We start from the raw sequence: 17,224 nt of genomic DNA on the forward strand, positions 1-17,224 counted from the left end.
CTGAGCCCGGGTGGTGTCCCGGCCGGTGGATGGCGATCCGGGTGCGGGTGCCGGCGCCAGTGGGTGGCAGTGTCGGTCCGGGGCGGTGTGTGCGGCGTGTCGGCGGCCCCGGAGGGGGGAGGGCGGCGGCGCCGGGTGAAGATGGACCGTCATGCCGAGCACCTCCCAATCGCCCGCCGCCGAGACCGTCGAGGCCCCTGAGACCGCCAGGACCACAGGGACCGCCGTGGCTGGTGGGGCTGCTGAGCCGGTCGAGGCCGCCGATCAGTCGCGTGGCGGCTTCCGGGTACGGCTGGAGAATTTCGAAGGCCCCTTCGACCTGCTGCTGAGCCTGATCGCCAAGCACAAGCTGGACGTCACCGAGGTGGCGCTGGCCACGGTCACCGACGACTTCATGGCGCACATCCGGTCCATGGGCCCGAACTGGGACCTGGATGCCGCGACCGAGTTCCTGGTGGTCGCCGCGACGCTCCTCGATCTCAAGGCCGCCCGGCTGCTGCCGACCGCCGAGGTGGAGGACGAGGAGGACCTCGCCCTGCTGGAGGCGCGCGACCTGCTCTTCGCCCGGCTGTTGCAGTACCGGGCCTACAAACGGGCGGCGGCCCTGTTCGGCGACCGCTGGGCCGCCGAGCTGCTCCGGCGCCCCCGGACGGTCGGCCTGGAGCCGCGGCACGCGCAGCTGCTCCCCGAGGTCGTGATCAGCATCGGCACGGAGCGGTTCGCGCAGCTGGCGGCGAAGGCGATGACGCCCAGGCCCGAACCAGTCGTCTACGTCGACCACATCCACACCCCGCCGGTCAGCGTGCGGGAACAGGCCGGGCTGGTGGTCGGGCTGCTCACCGAGCTGGGTGAGGCGTCCTTCCAGCGGCTGGTCGCCGACGCCCCGGACACCTTGGTCGTGGTCGCCCGCTTCCTGGCCCTGCTGGAGCTGTACCGGGAGCGGGTGCTCGCCTTCGAGCAGCCCGAGGCGCTGGGCGAGCTGCTGGTGCGCTGGGTGGCCGAGGAGGACCGCGGCACGGTCGAGGTGACGGACGAGTTCGACCGGCCGGCGGGTGAGCAGGAGCCGGCCGGTGAGCAGAAGGCCGGTGAGCAGAAGGAGGAGCGATGACCTCTGGGGCGAATGCCGGAGAGCGGCCGGTGCGGCGTCCTCTCGGCGTGCCGGGGCAGCCGAGGGCGGAGGAGTGGCTGGAGCCGGCACCGGGGGTGGTGGCGGCGGAGCCGGCGGTGCTCGACGCGGTCGCGGTTGCGGTCCCCGCCGCTGAGGAGGCGGCTTTCGATACAGCGGTCTTCGACGTGGCGGCCGGGGAGGCCGAGACCCGTGAGGCGGCGGTTCTCGGCGTGGCCGCTGAGGTGGCTTCGACCGGTGAGGTGGTGGCTGCCGAGTCCGCTCCCGGGGCGTCCGAGGTGCTGGTCGTGCACCAGAAGTCGGCTCCGTCGACTTTCGGTGCGGGAGAAACCGAGCCGGTGGTGGTCGGGCCGGCCGCCGGCGGGCCAGGGCTGAAGGCCGAGCTGGAGGCGATCCTGATGGTCGTCGACGAGCCCGCCCGCGAGGCCCACCTGGCGTCCGTCCTGGAGCGACCGCGGGAGGAGGTGGCGTCGGCGCTGCGTGAGCTGTCCGCCGAGTACACCGCCCAGGGGCGGGGTTTCGACCTGCGACTGGTGGCCGGAGGGTGGCGGTTCTACAGCCGGGCCGAGTGCGCGCCGGCCGTCGACCGCTTCGTCCTGGACGGCCAGCAGGCCCGGCTGACCCAGGCCGCGCTGGAGACTCTGGCGGTCGTCGCCTACCGGCAGCCGGTGTCCAGATCACGGGTCTCGGCCGTCCGTGGTGTGAACTGTGACGGCGTGATGCGTACCCTGGTACAGCGAGGACTGGTGGAAGAGGCCGGATCCGAGCCCGAAACAGGTGCGATCCTGTATCGGACGACGAGCTACTTCCTGGAACGGATGGGGCTCCGCGGCCTGGACGAGCTGCCGGAGCTTGCTCCCTTCCTGCCCGAGGTCGACGACGTGGAAGCGGAGTCCCTGGAGGGCACGATGATCGCGGAGGCGGTCGCCGCCGCTGCCGCGCAGGCTGCGAACGGCAGTGGCGAGGCCGATCGGGCTTCGCTCGATCGGTAGGGGGGCGGTGAGGTCGGCCGAAACGACCGCACATCCCAGACGGAACGACGTACGGACACTTTGATGCGTAGCAGTGGCAACGACAGGAACAGCAGCGGCGGCGGCAGCGGTCGCGGCGGACAGGGCGGGGGCCGGGGCGGCGGCGGCTCCTACGGGGGCGGGTCGGGCGGCTCGGGCGCTTCGCGCGGGGGTTCGTCGGGCGGCGGTTCGTACGGTGGCGGCTCCGGTGCTTCGCGGGGCGGGTCCGGTTCCTACGGCTCCGGCTCGCGCGGGGGTTCGTCGGGCGGTGGCTCGTACGGTGGCGGTTCGGGTTCTTCGCGTGGTGGGTCCGGCTCGTACGGCTCCGGCTCGCGCGGGGGTTCGTCGGGCGGCGGCTCGTACGGTGGCGGTTCGGGTTCTTCGCGTGGTGGGTCCGGCTCGTACGGCTCCGGCTCGCGCGGGGGTTCGTCGGGCGGTGGCTCGTACGGTGGCGGCTCCGGTGCTTCGCGGGGCGGTTCGTACGGCGGCGGCTCCGGTGCTTCGCGGGGCGGCTCCGGCTCGTACGGGCGGGATGACCGCCGGGACGACCGGCGCGATGACCGGCGCGACGACCGCCGGTTCCCCGACCGCCCGCTGCGGCCCGAGGAGCGGCGTTACGACCGCCCCGAGTTCGGCGGCGGCCCCAACGCCACTCCCGCGCGCGGTGGCTTCACCGGGCGCCGTCCCGGCCCGGCCCCGCGGCCGCGCCGTGAGGGCCAGGGCGCCCCGGGCGACCCGCGGCGCCAGCCGCAGCGCTCGCGCGAGCTGCAGGCCAAGATCGAGGACGCCGTTCTCGCCCGGCACGACAAGCCGGCCGTGAAGCTGCCGAAGACCGGCAGCGAGGAGGGCGAGCGCCTGCAGAAGGTGCTGGCCCGGGCCGGCATCGGCAGCCGTCGGGCCTGCGAGGAGCTGATCGAGCAGGGCCGGGTCGAGGTCAACGGCAAGCGCGTGACCGAGCAGGGCAAGCGGGTCGACCCGGAGAAGGACGAGATCAAGGTGGACGGCCTGACCGTCGCCACCCAGTCCTACCTGTTCTTCGCGCTGAACAAGCCGGCCGGCGTGGTCTCCACGATGGAGGACCCGGACGGCCGCCAGTGCCTCGGCGACTACGTGACCAACCGGGAGACCAGGCTCTTCCACGTCGGTCGCCTGGACACCGAGACCGAGGGCATCATCCTGCTCACCAACCACGGCGAGCTGGCCCACCGCCTCACCCACCCCCGGTACGGCGTGACCAAGACCTACCTGGCCGCGATCCAGGGCCCGATCCCGCGGGACCTGGGCAAGCAGCTGGCCAAGGGCATCGAGCTGGAGGACGGCTTCGCCCGGGCCGACAGCTTCAAGGTGATCTCCAACGTCGGCAAGAACTACATGGTCGAGGTGACCCTGCACGAGGGTCGCAAGCACATCGTCCGCCGGATGCTGTCCGAGGCCGGCTTCCCGGTCGAGAAGCTGGTCCGCACGCACTTCGGTCCGATCGCGCTGGGTGACCAGAAGTCCGGCTGGCTGCGCCGCCTGACCAACCCCGAGGTCGGTCAGCTGATGCATGAGGTCGGCCTGTAGGAATCTGTGGACCGGTCGGTAGAGAAACGCTCTGTAGACCGGTCGACATATTCCGGCTGGTTTCTATAGACCGGTCTGCATAATCTGTGCGGGCTCCGGGTCTGTCTGTAGACCGGTCTGCATATTCGAGTGTTCAGGAGGGCCTCCCCGCCAACTGGCGGGGAGGCCCTCCTGCCGTTCGGCGGGTCCTGCTGTGAGCCGGGACCCATCGCCTGGTCATCGCCTTGTCAGCGTCATGATCCGTGGCCGAAGATTGCCACCTGACCACGACCTGCCGAGTGGCGGGACTGCGCCACCCGGGGCGCGGGCGGGAGTCGAGACGGGGAGCGGCGTCGTGTCCGATGCACCACTCAGCACACTGGGACTGGCCGCGCCGGACGGGCAGGTCTATGCGGCGCTGGTGGCCAACCCGCAGTCCACGGCGGAGGACCTCGCGGTCTGCTGCGGTCTGACGCTCCAGCAGAGCGTCCGCGCACTGGACCGGTTGGCGCAGCAGGGCATGGCGACCCGGGCGCCGGTGGACCGGCACCGCTTCCTTCCGGTCGCTCCCGATGTCGCGATAGGCACGCTGATCGGCCATCGCGAGTCCGAGCTGCGGCACGCCAGGGCCGAGATGCACCGTCTGATGGACGCCTTCCGGGAGGCCTCGCGCTATACCGACCCGGCCCACTCGGTCGAGGTGCTGACCGGCGGCGAGGCGATCGCCCAGCGGCTGGAGCACATCACCGAGACCAGCCAGTACCAGGTCCGCGGCTTCGACTGCCCCCCGTACATCCAGGACCCGGTGGCCAACATCCCGTTGCAGCGGCAGCGGATGCGGGAGGGGCTGCGGTTCCGGACCATCTACGACCGGGAGGCGGTCGCCTGGCCGGGTCGGCTGGAGAAGAACATTCTGGCCGGTGTCGCGGACGGCGAGGAGGCGAGGGTCCGGCCGGTGCTGCCGATGAAGATGATCATGTCGGACGACCGGATGGCGATCATCCCGATCAGCGTGGGCGACAGCGTCCTCGACGCGGCCTATGTGATCCACCCGTCGGCGCTGCTCCAGGCCCTGGACACGTTGTTCGAGGCGGAGTGGGAGCGGGCGGTCCAGCTCCAGTCCGCGATCGGCGCCGCCGAGGGCGCGCTGGAGCCGGAGGCCGACCACCGCAAGCTGCTCGGCCTGCTGGCGGCCGGTCTCACCGACGAGTCGATCGCCCGCTCGCTCGGCTGGAGCGCGCGGACCACCCAGCGCCGACTGCAGAGCCTGATGCGGGAGCTGGGCGCCACCACCCGCTTCCAGGCCGGCATGGCGGCCCGGGAGCGGGGCTGGCTGTAGCGGGGGCGGTTGCGGCCCGGCGGCCGCGGTGGTGCGGGTGGCCGCGGCAACGGCCGGACCGGCTCAGCTCCAGGGGATGAGGCTCGCCCAGCGGCCGTCCGGGCCGCGCTCGACCTTCTCCAGACCGACCACGGCGGACCGGTTCAACCGCCCGTAGATGTGCGGGAACAGCACACCGGGGGTGGCCCCGGGCGGCGGTGCGCCGTGCGGGGCCTCCCACTTCACCATCGGTTCCACCAACGACTCCTCGACCAGCAGCACCATCAGCGGACCGGGGGTGTCGGCGAAGAAGGCGTTGGCCACCGCGAGCGCCGTCTGCTCGTCCGCCGAGCAGTGGATGAACCCGTCGGTGAGCAGCGAGGCGGTGGCGTACGGCCGGCCGGGGTCGGCCAGCCAGTCGTCCAGGGGGGCGAGGTGCAGGATCATGTTCCTGTTGTACCTGAACGGTCGTCACGGCGAGGGTCCGGCCGACCGGGCGCGGGCCCTGGTGTCACAGGCCCGCCACCTTCGCGGAGGCCGAGATCTCGTACACCAGCGTCACCGTCCGGCGCGCGCCCGGGCCGAGCGCCAGGTCCCAGCGGACGATGCCCTCGGTGTCGAAGGCGTCCGGCGCCGGGGAACACTCCTCCTTGCGCAGCCGCACCTCCACCGCCGACACCTCGGAGACCGGCACCCGCTCGCGCACGGTGACCAGTTGTTCGTCCCGCTCCTCCGGTCCCGAGAAGCGGGAGATGTGCAGCCGAACCGTCCGGGTGGTCACCGAGCGCTGGGTGAGTCCGGCGCTGCCCTGCCGCTCCTCGGTCTCACGGACCACCCGGTAGCCGTCCGAGCTGCCGAACGCCAGCTCGGCCTCGGCGCCCGCCGCGGTGAAGGGCAGCTCGCCCCGGCCGGTGAAGCCGCTGCCCCGGATCAGTTCCACCGGGCCGGCGAGCAGTGCGTGCCCGGCCGCGTTGCGGAACCGGACCACCTGGGTCACCAGCGGTGAGAGTTCCGGGGCGCACGCGTACTCGCCGGTGGCGGGTGCGGTGAACGAGCCCAGCGGCACCCGGTGCGCCCGACCGTCCGAAGGCACGGTGGCCGGGGCGGGGGCCCGCAGCACCCGGACCTCGCCGCCGTCGTCCACGCCCGGCACCGCCTCGGACGGGCCGAGCGTGCTGATCGCCTCCTCGCGCAGCTCCACCTCGACGGTGCGCCGCTCCTCGGCGCTGCGTTCGCGCAGCGCCAGCACGTCCTCGCCGAGCGCGGGCGGAGCGGTGGCCAGCGCGGAGCGGGCGGTCGAGAGGGTGAGCCGGGCCCCCGTCCAGTCCTCGCCGGTGCGCTGCCAGACCACCGCCTCGGACTCCAGGCGCAGCGTCCCGTCGGCGAGGGTGGCCCGGTAGGACGGTCGCCAGACGGCGCACGGCACCAGATGGCTGATGGTCAGCCGGGCGGGGCCGGCGGTGGCCGCCTCGACGGTGAGGTCGAGGTGGGCGACCAGTTCGGCCGGCTCCTCCTCGGCCTGGTCGAGCGCGGTCCGGGCCTGCGAGCGCTCGACCTCCAGCTCGCGCAGCCGGGAGTGGGTGGCCCGCAGTTCCTCGCCGTACCGCTCGCGTTCGGCGTCCACCCGGTCCAGCTCGCGCGCCCAGCGGGCCCGTTCGACCTCGCCGACACCGGCGCCCTCGCCGACCTCGCGGAGCAGGTCGGCGGAGAGCTGGGCGAGCAGCGCCAGCCGGGCCTCCAGACGGTGGCGCAGCTGCTCCTCGCGGCGGGCCCGAACGTCGAGCTCGTGGACGCGGTGGCGCAGCGCGGAGTCGTCCGGACCGGGCGCCAGCGGGGCACGCGGGGTCCAGGCGCGCACGATGCGGGCGTCCAGGACGCGGACCCCGACGGATGCGGTCGATTCGGGGGTCGTGGTCGCCCCGGCGAGGGCGGTCGCTTCGGCGCGCAGGGTCCGGTCGACGGCGAGCGCGGTGATCGGGCCGAGCCGCAGCCGCTGGACGCCGCCGGCGAGCTCGACGGTGAGGGTGCGCTCGACCTGGCTGCGGTCCTCCAGGCAGGTGACGGCGGTGACCGGGAGGGGGATGGTGTCGCTGCTCATCGTTCAGTTCCTCCGGTTTCCGCCGACGATGGCCTTTCCGGCCGGGATCTTGATCTGGTACCCGCCGTCGAGCTCGGCCCGCCCGCCCGGCGGAAGTTCGACCCGCCAGAGCCGACTGCTCGGCGGGCACTCCGGGGAGGGGACGGCGGGCGCGTGCCAGTCGGCCCGCTCCTCGATCCGGATCTCCGTGTCCGGGCTGACCGGCACGCGCTCGCGGACCTCCACGGTGACGGCGTGCCCGAGCCGGTTCGCCAGCTCCACGTGCACCCGGTGGTCGAGCACGGTGCTGGTGTTCAGCATGCCCGTGGTGGACTCGTGCAGCTCGGTGCGGCGCGCGACCTCGACGCTCTCGGTGACGCCGATGCCGAGCCGGCGCGTACCGCCCGGGGCGAGGGTGGGCAGGGCGGCGGTGAGCAGGAACTCGTCGTCGACCGTGACCTCGACCGGGCCGGCCAGCACCGCCTGGGCCGTCCGATTGGCCACTACCAGGGTGCCGTACACCTTCTCCTCGACGGAGGGGACGGTGACGTACTCGGGGTGGACGGTGACCGGGATCTCGCCGATCGTGACGGTGTGCCAGGTGCCGTCGGACGGGATGTCGGCGGGGGCGGCCGCGTCGAAGCGGTGGTCGAAGGAGCCGGCCGAGGCGCGCGGTGGCACGGCGTGGCGGGGGAGCGGGAGGCCGCTCAGGGTGGCGCCGGCCGCTGCCGGCTGGGTCGGGGCCGGCGGGTGCAGGGTGCCCCGACGTGCGGCGGGCTCGTCGGGCCCGGCGAGCACGAGCGAGGGGTAGTCGAGGAGCGTGGCGCCCGGGGTGGGGGGAGCCGGGGGAGCGGGCGGGGCAGCGGCGCCCCCGTACTCGTCGGCGAACGCGACCTGGGACGACTCGACGCCGCCGCGTGCGGCGCGGGCCCGGCGGGCGAGCGGCGCCGGAGCCGCGGCCGGGGCCGGGGCCGTAACCGCGGCCGGCGGGGGCAGCGGGCCACCGGGCTGCGGGGGCGGCCCGCCGTAGCCGGCGAAGCCGAGGGGCTCGTCGGCGGACTGGGTGCCACCGCGGCGGCCGCCGCTCGGCCGGGGCGCGCCCGGCGCGCCGGGTGGGGCGGGGGCGACGGGGGCGCCGGGTGGGGCGGGGCGAGGGCGAACGGCGGCCGCGACGGGGACCGGGCCGCCCCGCCGGGGCTCGGGGCGGGGGCCCACCGCGTCGTAGCCGGTGAAGAGGTCGCCCAGACCGGCGGGGGGCTCGCGCCAGCCGGAGGGCGGCGGGGCGGGCTGGCTGCGGCCGATCCGCAGCGAGCGCAGCTTGGGCAGGTCGGTGCGCCGGTCCAGGTCGGCGGTGGAGAGCGCGAGTCGGACGCCGGTCCAGTCCTCGCCGGTCCGCTGGGCGACGGAGGCGCGCAGGACGAGTCGGCCGGTGTCCGAGCCCTGCTGGTAGGAGAGCCGGTAGGCGGGCACCCAGCGGGCGGCCGGGACGCCGTACTCGACCTCGATGTCGACCTCGGTGCCGGTGCCGGTGCCGGTGCCGGTTTCGGGGGTGTGGGTGTCGGGACCGGGGGCGGTGAGGGTGAGCAGGACGGTCGCGGAGGTCTCCACCGGCCGGGTCGGTCCGGCGGTGGACGAGCGCTCCACCTGGTCGGTCAGAGTCGCGGTCGTGTGCTCGGCCCGTTCGATCTCCTCGGCCAGCTCCTCGACGCGGAGGTGGAGCCGAGCGAGCCGTTCGTCGACGAACTCGGCCAGCTCCAGCCAGGCGTCGGCGGGCGTGCGGCGGAGCGGTTCGTCCTTGCGGCGCGCCGGCGGAACGGCACGCAGCGCGGACGTCGCGGCGATGGCGTCGAAGGCCAGGTGCTGCCGCTCGCGGAGGGCGGACTCGTGTTCCCGGGCATCCTTCAACCGGCCCAGGAGCTCGGGGAGTTCGTCGGGGGCCCGGAGCTCCGCGACGGGTTCCAGGCGGGCCTCGGTGACGGCGGTGCCGGGTGGGCCGGAGAGCACCCGGGCCCGCAGCGACCGCCCGTCGAGGACCTGCGGCAGCCCGGTCAGCCGAAGCCGTCCGCCGGGCGGCAGGGCCACCCGGGCCCGGCGGCGGCAGACCGCGCCGGCGGCGTGGACCACGACCGAGTCGAGCACCGACGGGTGGGCCGGCACCGCCGTTCCGTCGGATTGCTTACCGCTGTCTGCCCTGTGCTGATCGTCCACCCGGCCTACCCCTTCGTTCGCGCCGCTCGCGCAGGTCGCGCGCTGCCGCCCCCTGGGCGGCCAGTCTGCCTCGCATCGGAGCGGACGTCCTCGGATTTCGCCCCTGCGCGCGGCGTGCAGCGGCGTGCGTGTGCGTCGGTTGCGTGTCTGCGTGTCTAGGTGCGTGCGTGCGGTGCGTGCGTGCGCGGTCTCGCGTGAGACGGGACGGAACCGGCGGCCGGGCGGTTGCGGCCGGCGGGTGGACGGTGGCCGCGGGGGTGGTGGGGATGCGAGAGGATGGGCGGGCACGTCCTGGTCTGCCCCGTGAGGAGAGCCACCCCGCCATGCGCACTGCCGCCGTCGTCGGTACCGGACTCATCGGCACCTCCGCCGCCCTCGCCCTGACCGGACGCGGGCTGACCGTTCATCTGGAGGACGCCGACCCGGACGCGGCCCGCACGGCCGCGTCGCTCGGTGCCGGCACGATCGAGCCCGCCGACGGTCCGGTGGACCTGGCGATCATCGCGGTGCCGCCCGCCCTGGTCGGCAAGGTGCTCGCCGACTGTCAGCGGCGCGGCCTGGCGCGCTGGTACACGGACGTGGCCAGCGTGAAGGACGGGCCGCGTGCCGAGGTGGCGGCGTTGGGCTGCGACACCGTCCACTACATCGGCAGCCACCCGATGGCCGGCCGCGAGCGCTCGGGCCCGCTGGCCGCGCGCGCCGACCTGTTCGAGGGCCGGCCCTGGGTGCTCACCCCCACCGCCGACACCGACACCGAGACGCTCAACGCCGTCCTGGAGCTGGTCGCCCTCTGCGGCGCGATGCCGATCGTGATGGACGCCGCCGCGCACGACCGCGCCGTGGCCCTGGTCTCGCACGCCCCGCAGCTGGTCTCCTCGCTGGTCGCGGCCCGGCTGGAGAAGGCCGACGAGACGGCGATAAGGCTCTCCGGCCAGGGCGTCCGGGACGTCACCAGGATCGCCGCCTCCAATCCGGGGATGTGGGTGGACATCCTCTCCGCCAACGCCGGTGCGGTCGCCGACATCCTGGAGGAGGTCGCCGTCGACCTCGGCGAGACCGTCACCGCCCTGCGCGCGCTGCAGGCCACCGAGGAGGGTGAGCGCCGCGCGGGGGCGGCCGGGATCGAGACCGTGATGCGCCGGGGCAACGCCGGCCAGTCGCGGATCCCCGGCAAGCACGGCGCGCCGCCCACCCGGTACGAGACGGTGGCGGTCGTCCTCGGCGACCAGCCCGGCGAGCTGGGCCGGCTCTTCGGCGAGGTCGGCGCCGCCGGGGTCAACATCGAGGACGTCGACATCGAGCACTCGACCGGGCAGCAGGTGGGTTTCGTCCAGCTGTCGGTCGCGCCGGCGGCGGTGATGCCGCTCACGGTGGCGTTGCGGGCGAGTGGGTGGAGCGTCCGGGACTGAGCGCCGGGCCGGGTCGGGGTCGGGGTTCGGCCCGGGCGCTGATCCGGGGAGGGCGATCCGGAGGGTGCTTCGGGGGCGCCGGTCCGGGGCGGCTGAGGGGCGGGCCTGCCGGGGCTCGCCCGCCGAGGGGGCGGCGGGGCGGCCCTACCGGCGCGCGGCCCGGTCGAGGGGCGGCCCAACCGGCGCGCGGACCGGGCTCTGGCGCCGGTCCATTAACCTTGAGGGAGACATCCCCCGGTTTCACGCCGAACGGCTCACGCCGTTCAGGATTCAGGTTTCGGGTTTCAGGCCCAGAGAGAGGTTCGCCCCGTGGACACTGCCGACCGAGCGCACGCCCCGGTCGTCGTCGCCATCGACGGACCCTCCGGCTCCGGCAAGTCGACCGTCTCCCGGGCGGTCGCCACCCGGCTGGGGCTGAGCTTCCTGGACACCGGCGCGATGTACCGGGCGCTGACCTGGTGGATGCTGGCCAACGACGTGGACGTCGACGACCCGGAGGCCGTGACCGTTGCCTGCGGCAAGCCGGTGATCCTCTCCGGCACCGACGCGGCCGGTCCGACCATCACGGTGGACGGGCAGGACGTGTCCGGTCCGATCCGGGGTCCCGAGGTGACCGCGCAGGTCAGCGCCGTCGCCGCGGTGCCGGCCGTACGGACGCGCCTGGTGGAGCTGCAGCGCGGCTGCGCCGAGGTCGCCGAGCGCGGCATCGTCGCCGAGGGTCGGGACATGGGCAGCGTGGTGTTCCCGGACGCCACCGTCAAGATCTTCCTGACCGCCTCGGAGACGGCCCGGGCCGAGCGGCGCGCGGCCGAGCTGCGCGCCAAGGGCGTCGACGAGGCCACCATCGCCGAGATGGCCGCCGACCTGGCTCGCCGGGACAAGGCCGACTCCTCGCGCGAGACCGCTCCGCTGACCCAGGCCGCCGACGCCGTCCTGGTGGACACCAGCGAGCTCACACTGGAGCAGGTGATCGGCACGATCACCGCGCTGGTGGAGGAGCGGGCCGGGCTGTCGGCGGTCTGAGCCGCCGCGCGGCGTCCGGGGTCCGAAGCCCCGGGGCCGGTCGGCCCGCCGTCCGGGGCTCGTCGTTCCGGGCTCACCGCCCGGGGTTCGACCTCCGTGACCTTCACCGGTCGCGGCTTGCTGTTCGGGAGCGCCCGCGGGGCGTCTCCCTGTAGTACTCGCGCTGCCCCGACCGGGGCAGGTACGCACGGCACGCCCCTGGGAAGGGCCGCGCCGGGAAACGGAAAACACGAACATGACCGCAGAGCACTCCACCACCGGCCACGGTGAGCTGGACGCCGCCGAGTACGCCGAGTTCATGGCGCTCGCCGCCGAGGAGGGGTTCGACCCCGAGGACGTCGACGGGCTCGGGGGCGCCGACCACGTGCCGCTGCCCGTGCTGGCCGTCGTCGGCCGCCCGAACGTCGGCAAGTCGACCCTGGTGAACCGCATCATCGGCCGCCGTGAGGCCGTCGTCGAGGACAAGCCGGGCGTCACCCGCGACCGGGTCAGCTACGAGGCCAGCTGGAACGGCCGCCGCTTCAAGGTCGTCGACACCGGCGGCTGGGAGATCGACGTCCTCGGCATCGACGCCATGGTGGCGGCGCAGGCCGAGCTGGGCATCGAGACCGCCGACGCGGTCCTGTTCGTGGTCGACGCCACCGTCGGTGCCACCGACACGGACGAGGCCCTGATCAAGCTCATCCGTCGGGCCGGCAAGCCGACCGTGCTCTGCGCGAACAAGGTCGACGGCCAGTCCACCGAGGCGGAGGCCGCTTACCTGTGGTCGCTCGGCCTCGGCGAGCCCTTCCCCGTCTCCGCGCTGCACGGCCGCGGCTCCGGTGACCTGCTCGACGCCGTCATGGACGCCCTGCCCGAGGCCCCGCCGCAGACCTTCGGCGTCGCCACCGGCGGCCCGCGCCGCGTCGCGCTGATCGGCCGGCCCAACGTCGGCAAGTCCAGCCTGCTCAACAAGGTCGCCGGCGAGGAGCGGGTGGTCGTCAACGAGCTGGCCGGCACCACCCGCGACCCGGTCGACGAGATGATCGAACTCGGCGGCAAGACCTGGAAGTTCGTCGACACCGCCGGTATCCGCCGCCGCGTCCACCTGACCGCCGGCGCGGACTTCTACGCCTCGCTGCGCACCTCCGCCGCGCTGGAGAAGGCCGAGGTCGCGGTCGTTCTGATCGATGCCAGCGAGACGCTGACCGAGCAGGACACCCGGATCATCTCGATGGCCGTCGAGGCCGGGCGCGCCGTCGTCGTCGCCTACAACAAGTGGGACCAGCTGGACGAGGAGCGCCGCTACTACCTGGAGCGCGAGATCGAGCGCGATCTCGTCCAGGTGCAGTGGGCGCCCCGGGTCAACGTCTCGGCGAAGACCGGCCGGCACATGGAGCGGCTCGTCCCGGCGATCGAGACCGCTCTGGAGGGGTGGGAGACCCGCATCCCGACCGCGCGTCTGAACGCCTTCCTCGGTGAGCTGGTCGCGGCGCACCCGCACCCGATCCGCGGTGGCAAGCAGCCGCGCATCCTGTTCGGCACCCAGGCGGGCATCCGCCCGCCGCGCTTCGTGCTGTTCGCCTCGGGCTTCCTGGAGGCCGGGTACCGCCGGTTCGTCGAGCGCCGGCTGCGCGAGGAGTTCGGCTTCGTCGGCACGCCGATCTCGATCTCGGTGCGCGTGCGGGAGAAGCGCAAGCGCAAGTAGGGCGCCGCAGCGGTCGGCCGCGTCCGGCCGCAGCCGGTTCGACGGGAGGGCCCCGCCACTTCGGTGGCGGGGCCCTCCTGCGTGCGCGGTGCGGGAGCGGAGCGGAGCGTGGGCGGTGTGCGGGTGCGGTGTGCGGGTGCGGTCAGCGCTGGTCGCTGCTGCGGCCCGGGGGGAGCGAGAGCAGGTTGCGGTGGCGCCCGCCGGTGGCCGGGCCGGCGGTGGAACCGGCACCGGAGCCCATCACCGGAGCCGGTGCCGGAGCGGGCATCGGGTGCGGGACGGGGCCCAGGTAGCCGGCCGCGACCCAGCCCTGACCGTTGGTGAACTGGGCTGCGGGCTGGGCGGGTTGGGCGGCCGGACCGGCGTGGCCGAGGCCGTCGCTGGTGGGGTCGGCGGGCCCGTGGTGGGTGCCGTGCGTGCCGGTGGAGTGCGTGCTCGCGGAGTGCGTTCCGGTCTGATGCGCGCCCGTGGGATGCGTGCCCGTGGGGTGGCCGGCGTGAGCGGTGTGATGACCGGTGTGCCCCGCACCGGCATGCCCCGCACCGGTGTGCCCCGCACCGCCCTGCTGGCTCGGCATGAACTGGGGGATGCCGACGGCCTGGCCCGCGTACGTCTGGAACGCCTGGTGCTGCGGCGGGTACGGGCGCGGCTCGGCGAGCACCGGGTAGCCGTCCCGGACGGCGAAGCCGGCGAACTTCAGGTTCTCCTCGCCCGAGCGGTCACCGGGCAGCGCGCGGAACAGTCGCCGGTACTCGGAGTACAGCTCGTCGTAGATCGGCGTGGCCGAGTGCGGGTGCTCAGCGTCGTACGACGGGCGCATGCCCGGGATCACGCGGGGGGCGGCGGTGGACCGGCGGTGGGCTGCGGAGACGTCGTAGCTGTACACATAGGGGCCAACGAGCGAATCCGCCGGGGGATGCGGGGTGCGTCCGCCCGGTCGGAAGGTTGGCCTATGCCGATCGGGGGAGCCGATCGATCGGTGGCCGGCCTTCCGGCCGGGCGCGGCGGGGGCAGGGGCGGCGGGGGCGGCGGCGCGGGGCCCGGCGGGCCCCGGGTCGGCCGGAGCCGCATCCGGGCCTGCTTCCGCGGCTGCTTCCGGGCCTGCCGGCGGAGCTGCCGACGGGACTGTCGGTGGGGCTGCCGACGGGCCTGCCGGCGGGGCTCAGGTACCCGCGAGCGGGAGGGAGGCGCCGACCACCTGGCCCAGGGCGACGGCGCGCTCCAGCGCCTGGCGGAGCAGGTCCTCGCGCGGCTGCCGGCCGACCATGCCGGCTGGGACCGCGTACATGGTCACCTCGGTGAGCTGGTTGGCGGCGAACCGCCAGGCATCGGTGACCTGGAGCGGCTGGTGCGCCTGCCACCAGCCGGTGCTGCCCCCGGTCGCCGCGGGCTGCAGGATCGCGTGCAGCTTGCCCATCGCCACCAGGACGGACCAGCCGGGCAGCTGGTCCGGCGTCTTGTCGAGGTCGGTGACGGGCTGGAACCCGGCGTCCTGGAGAAGGTCCAGGAACTCGTCCGTGCCGGAGGTGTTGCCCGGGCGGCCGACCGGACCGGTGGGCTCGACGACGACCGAGGCGTGGCCGGTGCCGCCGTGCAGGACCAGACCGCAGGTGATGCCGAGGATGGCGGCCTGGCCGGGTGCGGTGGGCTGCGCGGCGGTGGACGGCGCGGGGCTCGGGACAGCGGGGCCCGGGACGGCGCCCGCGGGCACCGACACGGCCGGCGCGGGCGCGTCGACCTGTGCCTGGCTGATGCTGCGCACCGCGCCCACCAGCTGCTCCTCGGAGACCGGAACCACCTGGGAGGGGATGCAGCGGGCATGGGCGAAGGCGAGGACCGCTGTCTCCTCGCCGACGAACAGCACCGTGCTGGTGGGCTCCTGGAGCGAGTCTCCGGGGGTGCGGCAGGAGGTGCACTCGTAGCTGTCGGGTGCGTGGGCGCCGCCGAGCAGGCGGTCGGCCTCGTCGTCGCCGATCTCGGATCGGACCTCGTCGCTGACGGCGAGCATGCGCGGCACTGGTACTCCTCGGGTTGTCGGGTCCGCCGGTTGTCAGGGCTTGACGCGGGCGGGGAGCGTGGCGGTCGGGCTGAGCGGTGGGGGTGGTGCGGTCGGGTCGAGTGGTGGAACCGGATGGTGGGGCAGAGGGGCGTTTCCGGCCGCCTTTACCAACGGACCCCTGTGTCAGGGGTCACGGGTGGGCGTCGAGGCTGACGGGAATTGCCCCTGATCCGACCGCGCGACGCAGTCGGGTGGTCACAATCTGTCGATGTCGATGGCGGGACTGCCGGAATGAAACCGTGAGGTGAGTCACGGCCGGCCGATGTTTGATCTAGGAAATGACGGCTATATCGGACAAATTGGACATGCTTGCATGGTCATTACCGCCGGTAACGCCTTGCTGAGCTGGGCGGACCGCCGGCTGTTTGGTTCCCCGGCGGCCGACTCGTAGCTTCATTGGCGGTGCAACGAGCACCACCCGGGTTCACCCCCGACGCACAGCCCGCCGGCTCAGCCCGGCGCAGGCAGTGCCCGCCGATGCGACCGCTCGATCAGGTCGCCGGTGCGTGGCGGGTGGCCGGGGCGGCGCGGCACGTCCGACACGTGCCCGGCCGCCCGACGGACGCGGCGAGCGATTCGGCCCCTCTCGAGGGTCTGGTTCCGCATGCCCGCCCGGGGCTGTCGAGAGGAACCTCATGACCTTCCGTAACGAGACCGCCGCTGCCACCACCTCCACCGTCACCAAGCGCAACCGCGTTCGGATGGCTGTCGTGGCGGGCGCCGCTGTCGCGGCCCTGCCGGTGGCCGGCCTCGTCACGGCCACCTCGGCCTCCGCCGCCTCCGTCTCGACCTGGGACGCGGTCGCCCAGTGCGAGAGCGGCGGCAACTGGGCCATCAACACCGGCAACGGTTTCTACGGCGGTCTGCAGTTCACCTCCAGCACCTGGGCCGCCTTCGGTGGCACCGCCTACGCCTCGCAGGCCAACCTGGCCACCAAGGCGCAGCAGATCGCCGTCGCCGAGAAGGTCCTCGCCTCGCAGGGCCCGGGCGCCTGGCCCGTCTGCTCCGTCAAGGCCGGCCTGACCAAGGGCGGCGCCCCGGCTGCCGTCGACACCTCCGCCGGCTCGACCGCCGCCGCGAAGCCGGCCGCCCCGGCCGCCACCGCCGCGCCGAAGCCCGCGCAGGCCCCCAAGGCCGTCGAGGCCCCGAAGACCGCCGCGCCGAAGGCCGCCGAGGCCCCCAAGGCCGCCGTCGCGCCGAAGTCCTCCGACGCCGCCGCCTCGTGGAAGGCCGACAAGCCCGCGAAGCCCGCCAAGCCCGCGGCCCCGGCCTCGAACGACGCCAAGCAGGTCACCGGTGGCACCTACACCGTGAAGGCCGGCGACACCCTCAGCACCATCGCCGCCGCGCAGGGCGTCGACTGGCACGCCCTGTACGACAACAACGCCAAGGTCATCGGTGGCAACCCCGACCTGATCTTCCCGGGCCAGACCCTGACTGTCTGATCCGTCGGGTCCTCGGATCCTTCGGGTCTTCGGATCTTCGGTTCCTTCGGGGTGCCCGGGGTGCCCGGGGTGCCCGGGGTGCCCGGGGTGCCCGGGGTCCCCGAGGTCCTTCCGGGCCCTTGAGGGTCCGTCGGGCCTTCCGGGTTCGGCCGGGCCGCCTGTTCCAGGGCGGCCGCCGTACCCCGGACGTGTCGTTCGACCGGCCGCTTCTCCGCTGTGCGGGGGAGCGGCCGTCGGCGTGTCCGGCGTGTCGGCGCGGGTGGGGGAGGAGCACGCCTAGGGTCGGCTGCTGTGCCTTCCCAGCGTTCGTAGGATCAGCC

At 74.2% G+C, this 17,224-nt stretch carries 13 protein-coding genes; 8 read left to right on the top strand and 5 right to left on the bottom strand.

The window, feature by feature from the left end; translation table 11 throughout:
- Positions 1-151 precede the first annotated feature (151 nt).
- The 4 genes from ACFVYI_RS34460 to ACFVYI_RS34475 all read left to right on the top strand — a co-directional run bounded on the left by ACFVYI_RS34460 (position 152) and on the right by ACFVYI_RS34475 (position 5,017).
- Positions 152-1,108, top strand: coding sequence for a segregation and condensation protein A (locus tag ACFVYI_RS34460; protein ID WP_387892855.1), 957 nt, complete (start codon positions 152-154; stop codon positions 1,106-1,108).
- 416 nt (positions 1,109-1,524) lie between these two features.
- Positions 1,525-2,118: an SMC-Scp complex subunit ScpB gene (locus ACFVYI_RS34465; protein WP_387892903.1), complete on the top strand. Its 594-nt coding sequence runs from the start codon at positions 1,525-1,527 to the stop codon at positions 2,116-2,118.
- Between the two features lie 63 nt (positions 2,119-2,181).
- The gene (locus ACFVYI_RS34470) at positions 2,182-3,699 is read left to right on the top strand and encodes a pseudouridine synthase (protein ID WP_387892857.1); all 1,518 of its coding nucleotides are present in this window, start codon (positions 2,182-2,184) and stop codon (positions 3,697-3,699) included.
- 334 nt (positions 3,700-4,033) lie between these two features.
- Positions 4,034-5,017: a helix-turn-helix domain-containing protein gene (locus ACFVYI_RS34475; protein ID WP_387892859.1), complete on the top strand. Its 984-nt coding sequence runs from the start codon at positions 4,034-4,036 to the stop codon at positions 5,015-5,017.
- Between the two features lie 63 nt (positions 5,018-5,080).
- Here ACFVYI_RS34475 and ACFVYI_RS34480 read toward each other — a convergent pair whose 3' ends face one another.
- From ACFVYI_RS34480 to ACFVYI_RS34490, 3 genes are all read right to left on the bottom strand, one after another.
- Positions 5,081-5,443 (bottom strand): DUF952 domain-containing protein, encoded by a 363-nt coding sequence (locus tag ACFVYI_RS34480; protein WP_387892861.1) that lies wholly within the window; start codon positions 5,441-5,443, stop codon positions 5,081-5,083.
- Positions 5,444-5,507: 64 nt separating this feature from the next.
- On the bottom strand, positions 5,508-7,094 hold the full coding sequence (locus tag ACFVYI_RS34485; protein ID WP_387892863.1) for a mucoidy inhibitor MuiA family protein: 1,587 nt from the start codon (positions 7,092-7,094) through the stop codon (positions 5,508-5,510).
- 3 nt (positions 7,095-7,097) lie between these two features.
- Complete coding sequence (locus ACFVYI_RS34490) at positions 7,098-9,230, bottom strand: DUF4139 domain-containing protein (RefSeq protein ID WP_387892865.1); 2,133 nt, start codon at positions 9,228-9,230, stop codon at positions 7,098-7,100.
- Between the two features lie 374 nt (positions 9,231-9,604).
- On the opposite strand from ACFVYI_RS34490, the gene ACFVYI_RS34495 reads away from it, so the two are divergent.
- From ACFVYI_RS34495 to der, 3 genes are all read left to right on the top strand, one after another.
- A complete protein-coding gene (locus tag ACFVYI_RS34495) occupies positions 9,605-10,690 on the top strand; it encodes a prephenate dehydrogenase (protein ID WP_387892866.1) in 1,086 nt (361 codons plus the stop codon).
- A gap of 309 nt (positions 10,691-10,999) precedes the next feature.
- Positions 11,000-11,713, top strand: a complete 714-nt coding sequence (gene cmk / locus ACFVYI_RS34500) for a (d)CMP kinase (RefSeq protein ID WP_387892867.1) — start codon at positions 11,000-11,002, stop codon at positions 11,711-11,713.
- Positions 11,714-11,948: 235 nt separating this feature from the next.
- Positions 11,949-13,400, top strand: coding sequence for a ribosome biogenesis GTPase Der (gene der, locus ACFVYI_RS34505; protein ID WP_387892868.1), 1,452 nt, complete (start codon positions 11,949-11,951; stop codon positions 13,398-13,400).
- Positions 13,401-13,542: 142 nt separating this feature from the next.
- On the opposite strand, the gene ACFVYI_RS34510 is transcribed toward der, so the two are convergent.
- The gene (locus ACFVYI_RS34510; protein ID WP_387892869.1) at positions 13,543-14,286 is read right to left on the bottom strand and encodes a hypothetical protein; all 744 of its coding nucleotides are present in this window, start codon (positions 14,284-14,286) and stop codon (positions 13,543-13,545) included.
- Between the two features lie 276 nt (positions 14,287-14,562).
- Entirely contained in the window at positions 14,563-15,417 is an 855-nt protein-coding gene (locus ACFVYI_RS34515; RefSeq protein WP_387892871.1) for a hypothetical protein, read from the bottom strand.
- 677 nt (positions 15,418-16,094) lie between these two features.
- Between ACFVYI_RS34515 and ACFVYI_RS34520 the strand changes: the two genes are divergently transcribed.
- On the top strand, positions 16,095-16,904 hold the full coding sequence (locus ACFVYI_RS34520; protein ID WP_387892873.1) for a transglycosylase family protein: 810 nt from the start codon (positions 16,095-16,097) through the stop codon (positions 16,902-16,904).
- Positions 16,905-17,224: the final 320 nt, after the last annotated feature.

This window comes from Kitasatospora sp. NPDC058218 (assembly GCF_042882445.1).
GTDB lineage: Bacteria > Actinomycetota > Actinomycetes > Streptomycetales > Streptomycetaceae > Kitasatospora.

Excerpts from the sequence above, each read along its gene's own strand:
- ACFVYI_RS34460 (WP_387892855.1), top strand. The coding sequence starts at position 152 with ATGCCGAGCACCTCCCAATCGCCCGCCGCCGAGACCGTCGAGGCCCCT.
- ACFVYI_RS34465 (WP_387892903.1), top strand. The coding sequence starts at position 1,525 with ATGGTCGTCGACGAGCCCGCCCGCGAGGCCCACCTGGCGTCCGTCCTG.
- ACFVYI_RS34470 (WP_387892857.1), top strand. The coding sequence starts at position 2,182 with ATGCGTAGCAGTGGCAACGACAGGAACAGCAGCGGCGGCGGCAGCGGT.
- ACFVYI_RS34480 (WP_387892861.1), bottom strand. The coding sequence starts at position 5,443 with ATGATCCTGCACCTCGCCCCCCTGGACGACTGGCTGGCCGACCCCGGC.
- ACFVYI_RS34485 (WP_387892863.1), bottom strand. The coding sequence starts at position 7,094 with ATGAGCAGCGACACCATCCCCCTCCCGGTCACCGCCGTCACCTGCCTG.
- ACFVYI_RS34495 (WP_387892866.1), top strand. The coding sequence starts at position 9,605 with ATGCGCACTGCCGCCGTCGTCGGTACCGGACTCATCGGCACCTCCGCC.
- der (WP_387892868.1), top strand. The coding sequence starts at position 11,949 with ATGACCGCAGAGCACTCCACCACCGGCCACGGTGAGCTGGACGCCGCC.
- ACFVYI_RS34520 (WP_387892873.1), top strand. The coding sequence starts at position 16,095 with ATGACCTTCCGTAACGAGACCGCCGCTGCCACCACCTCCACCGTCACC.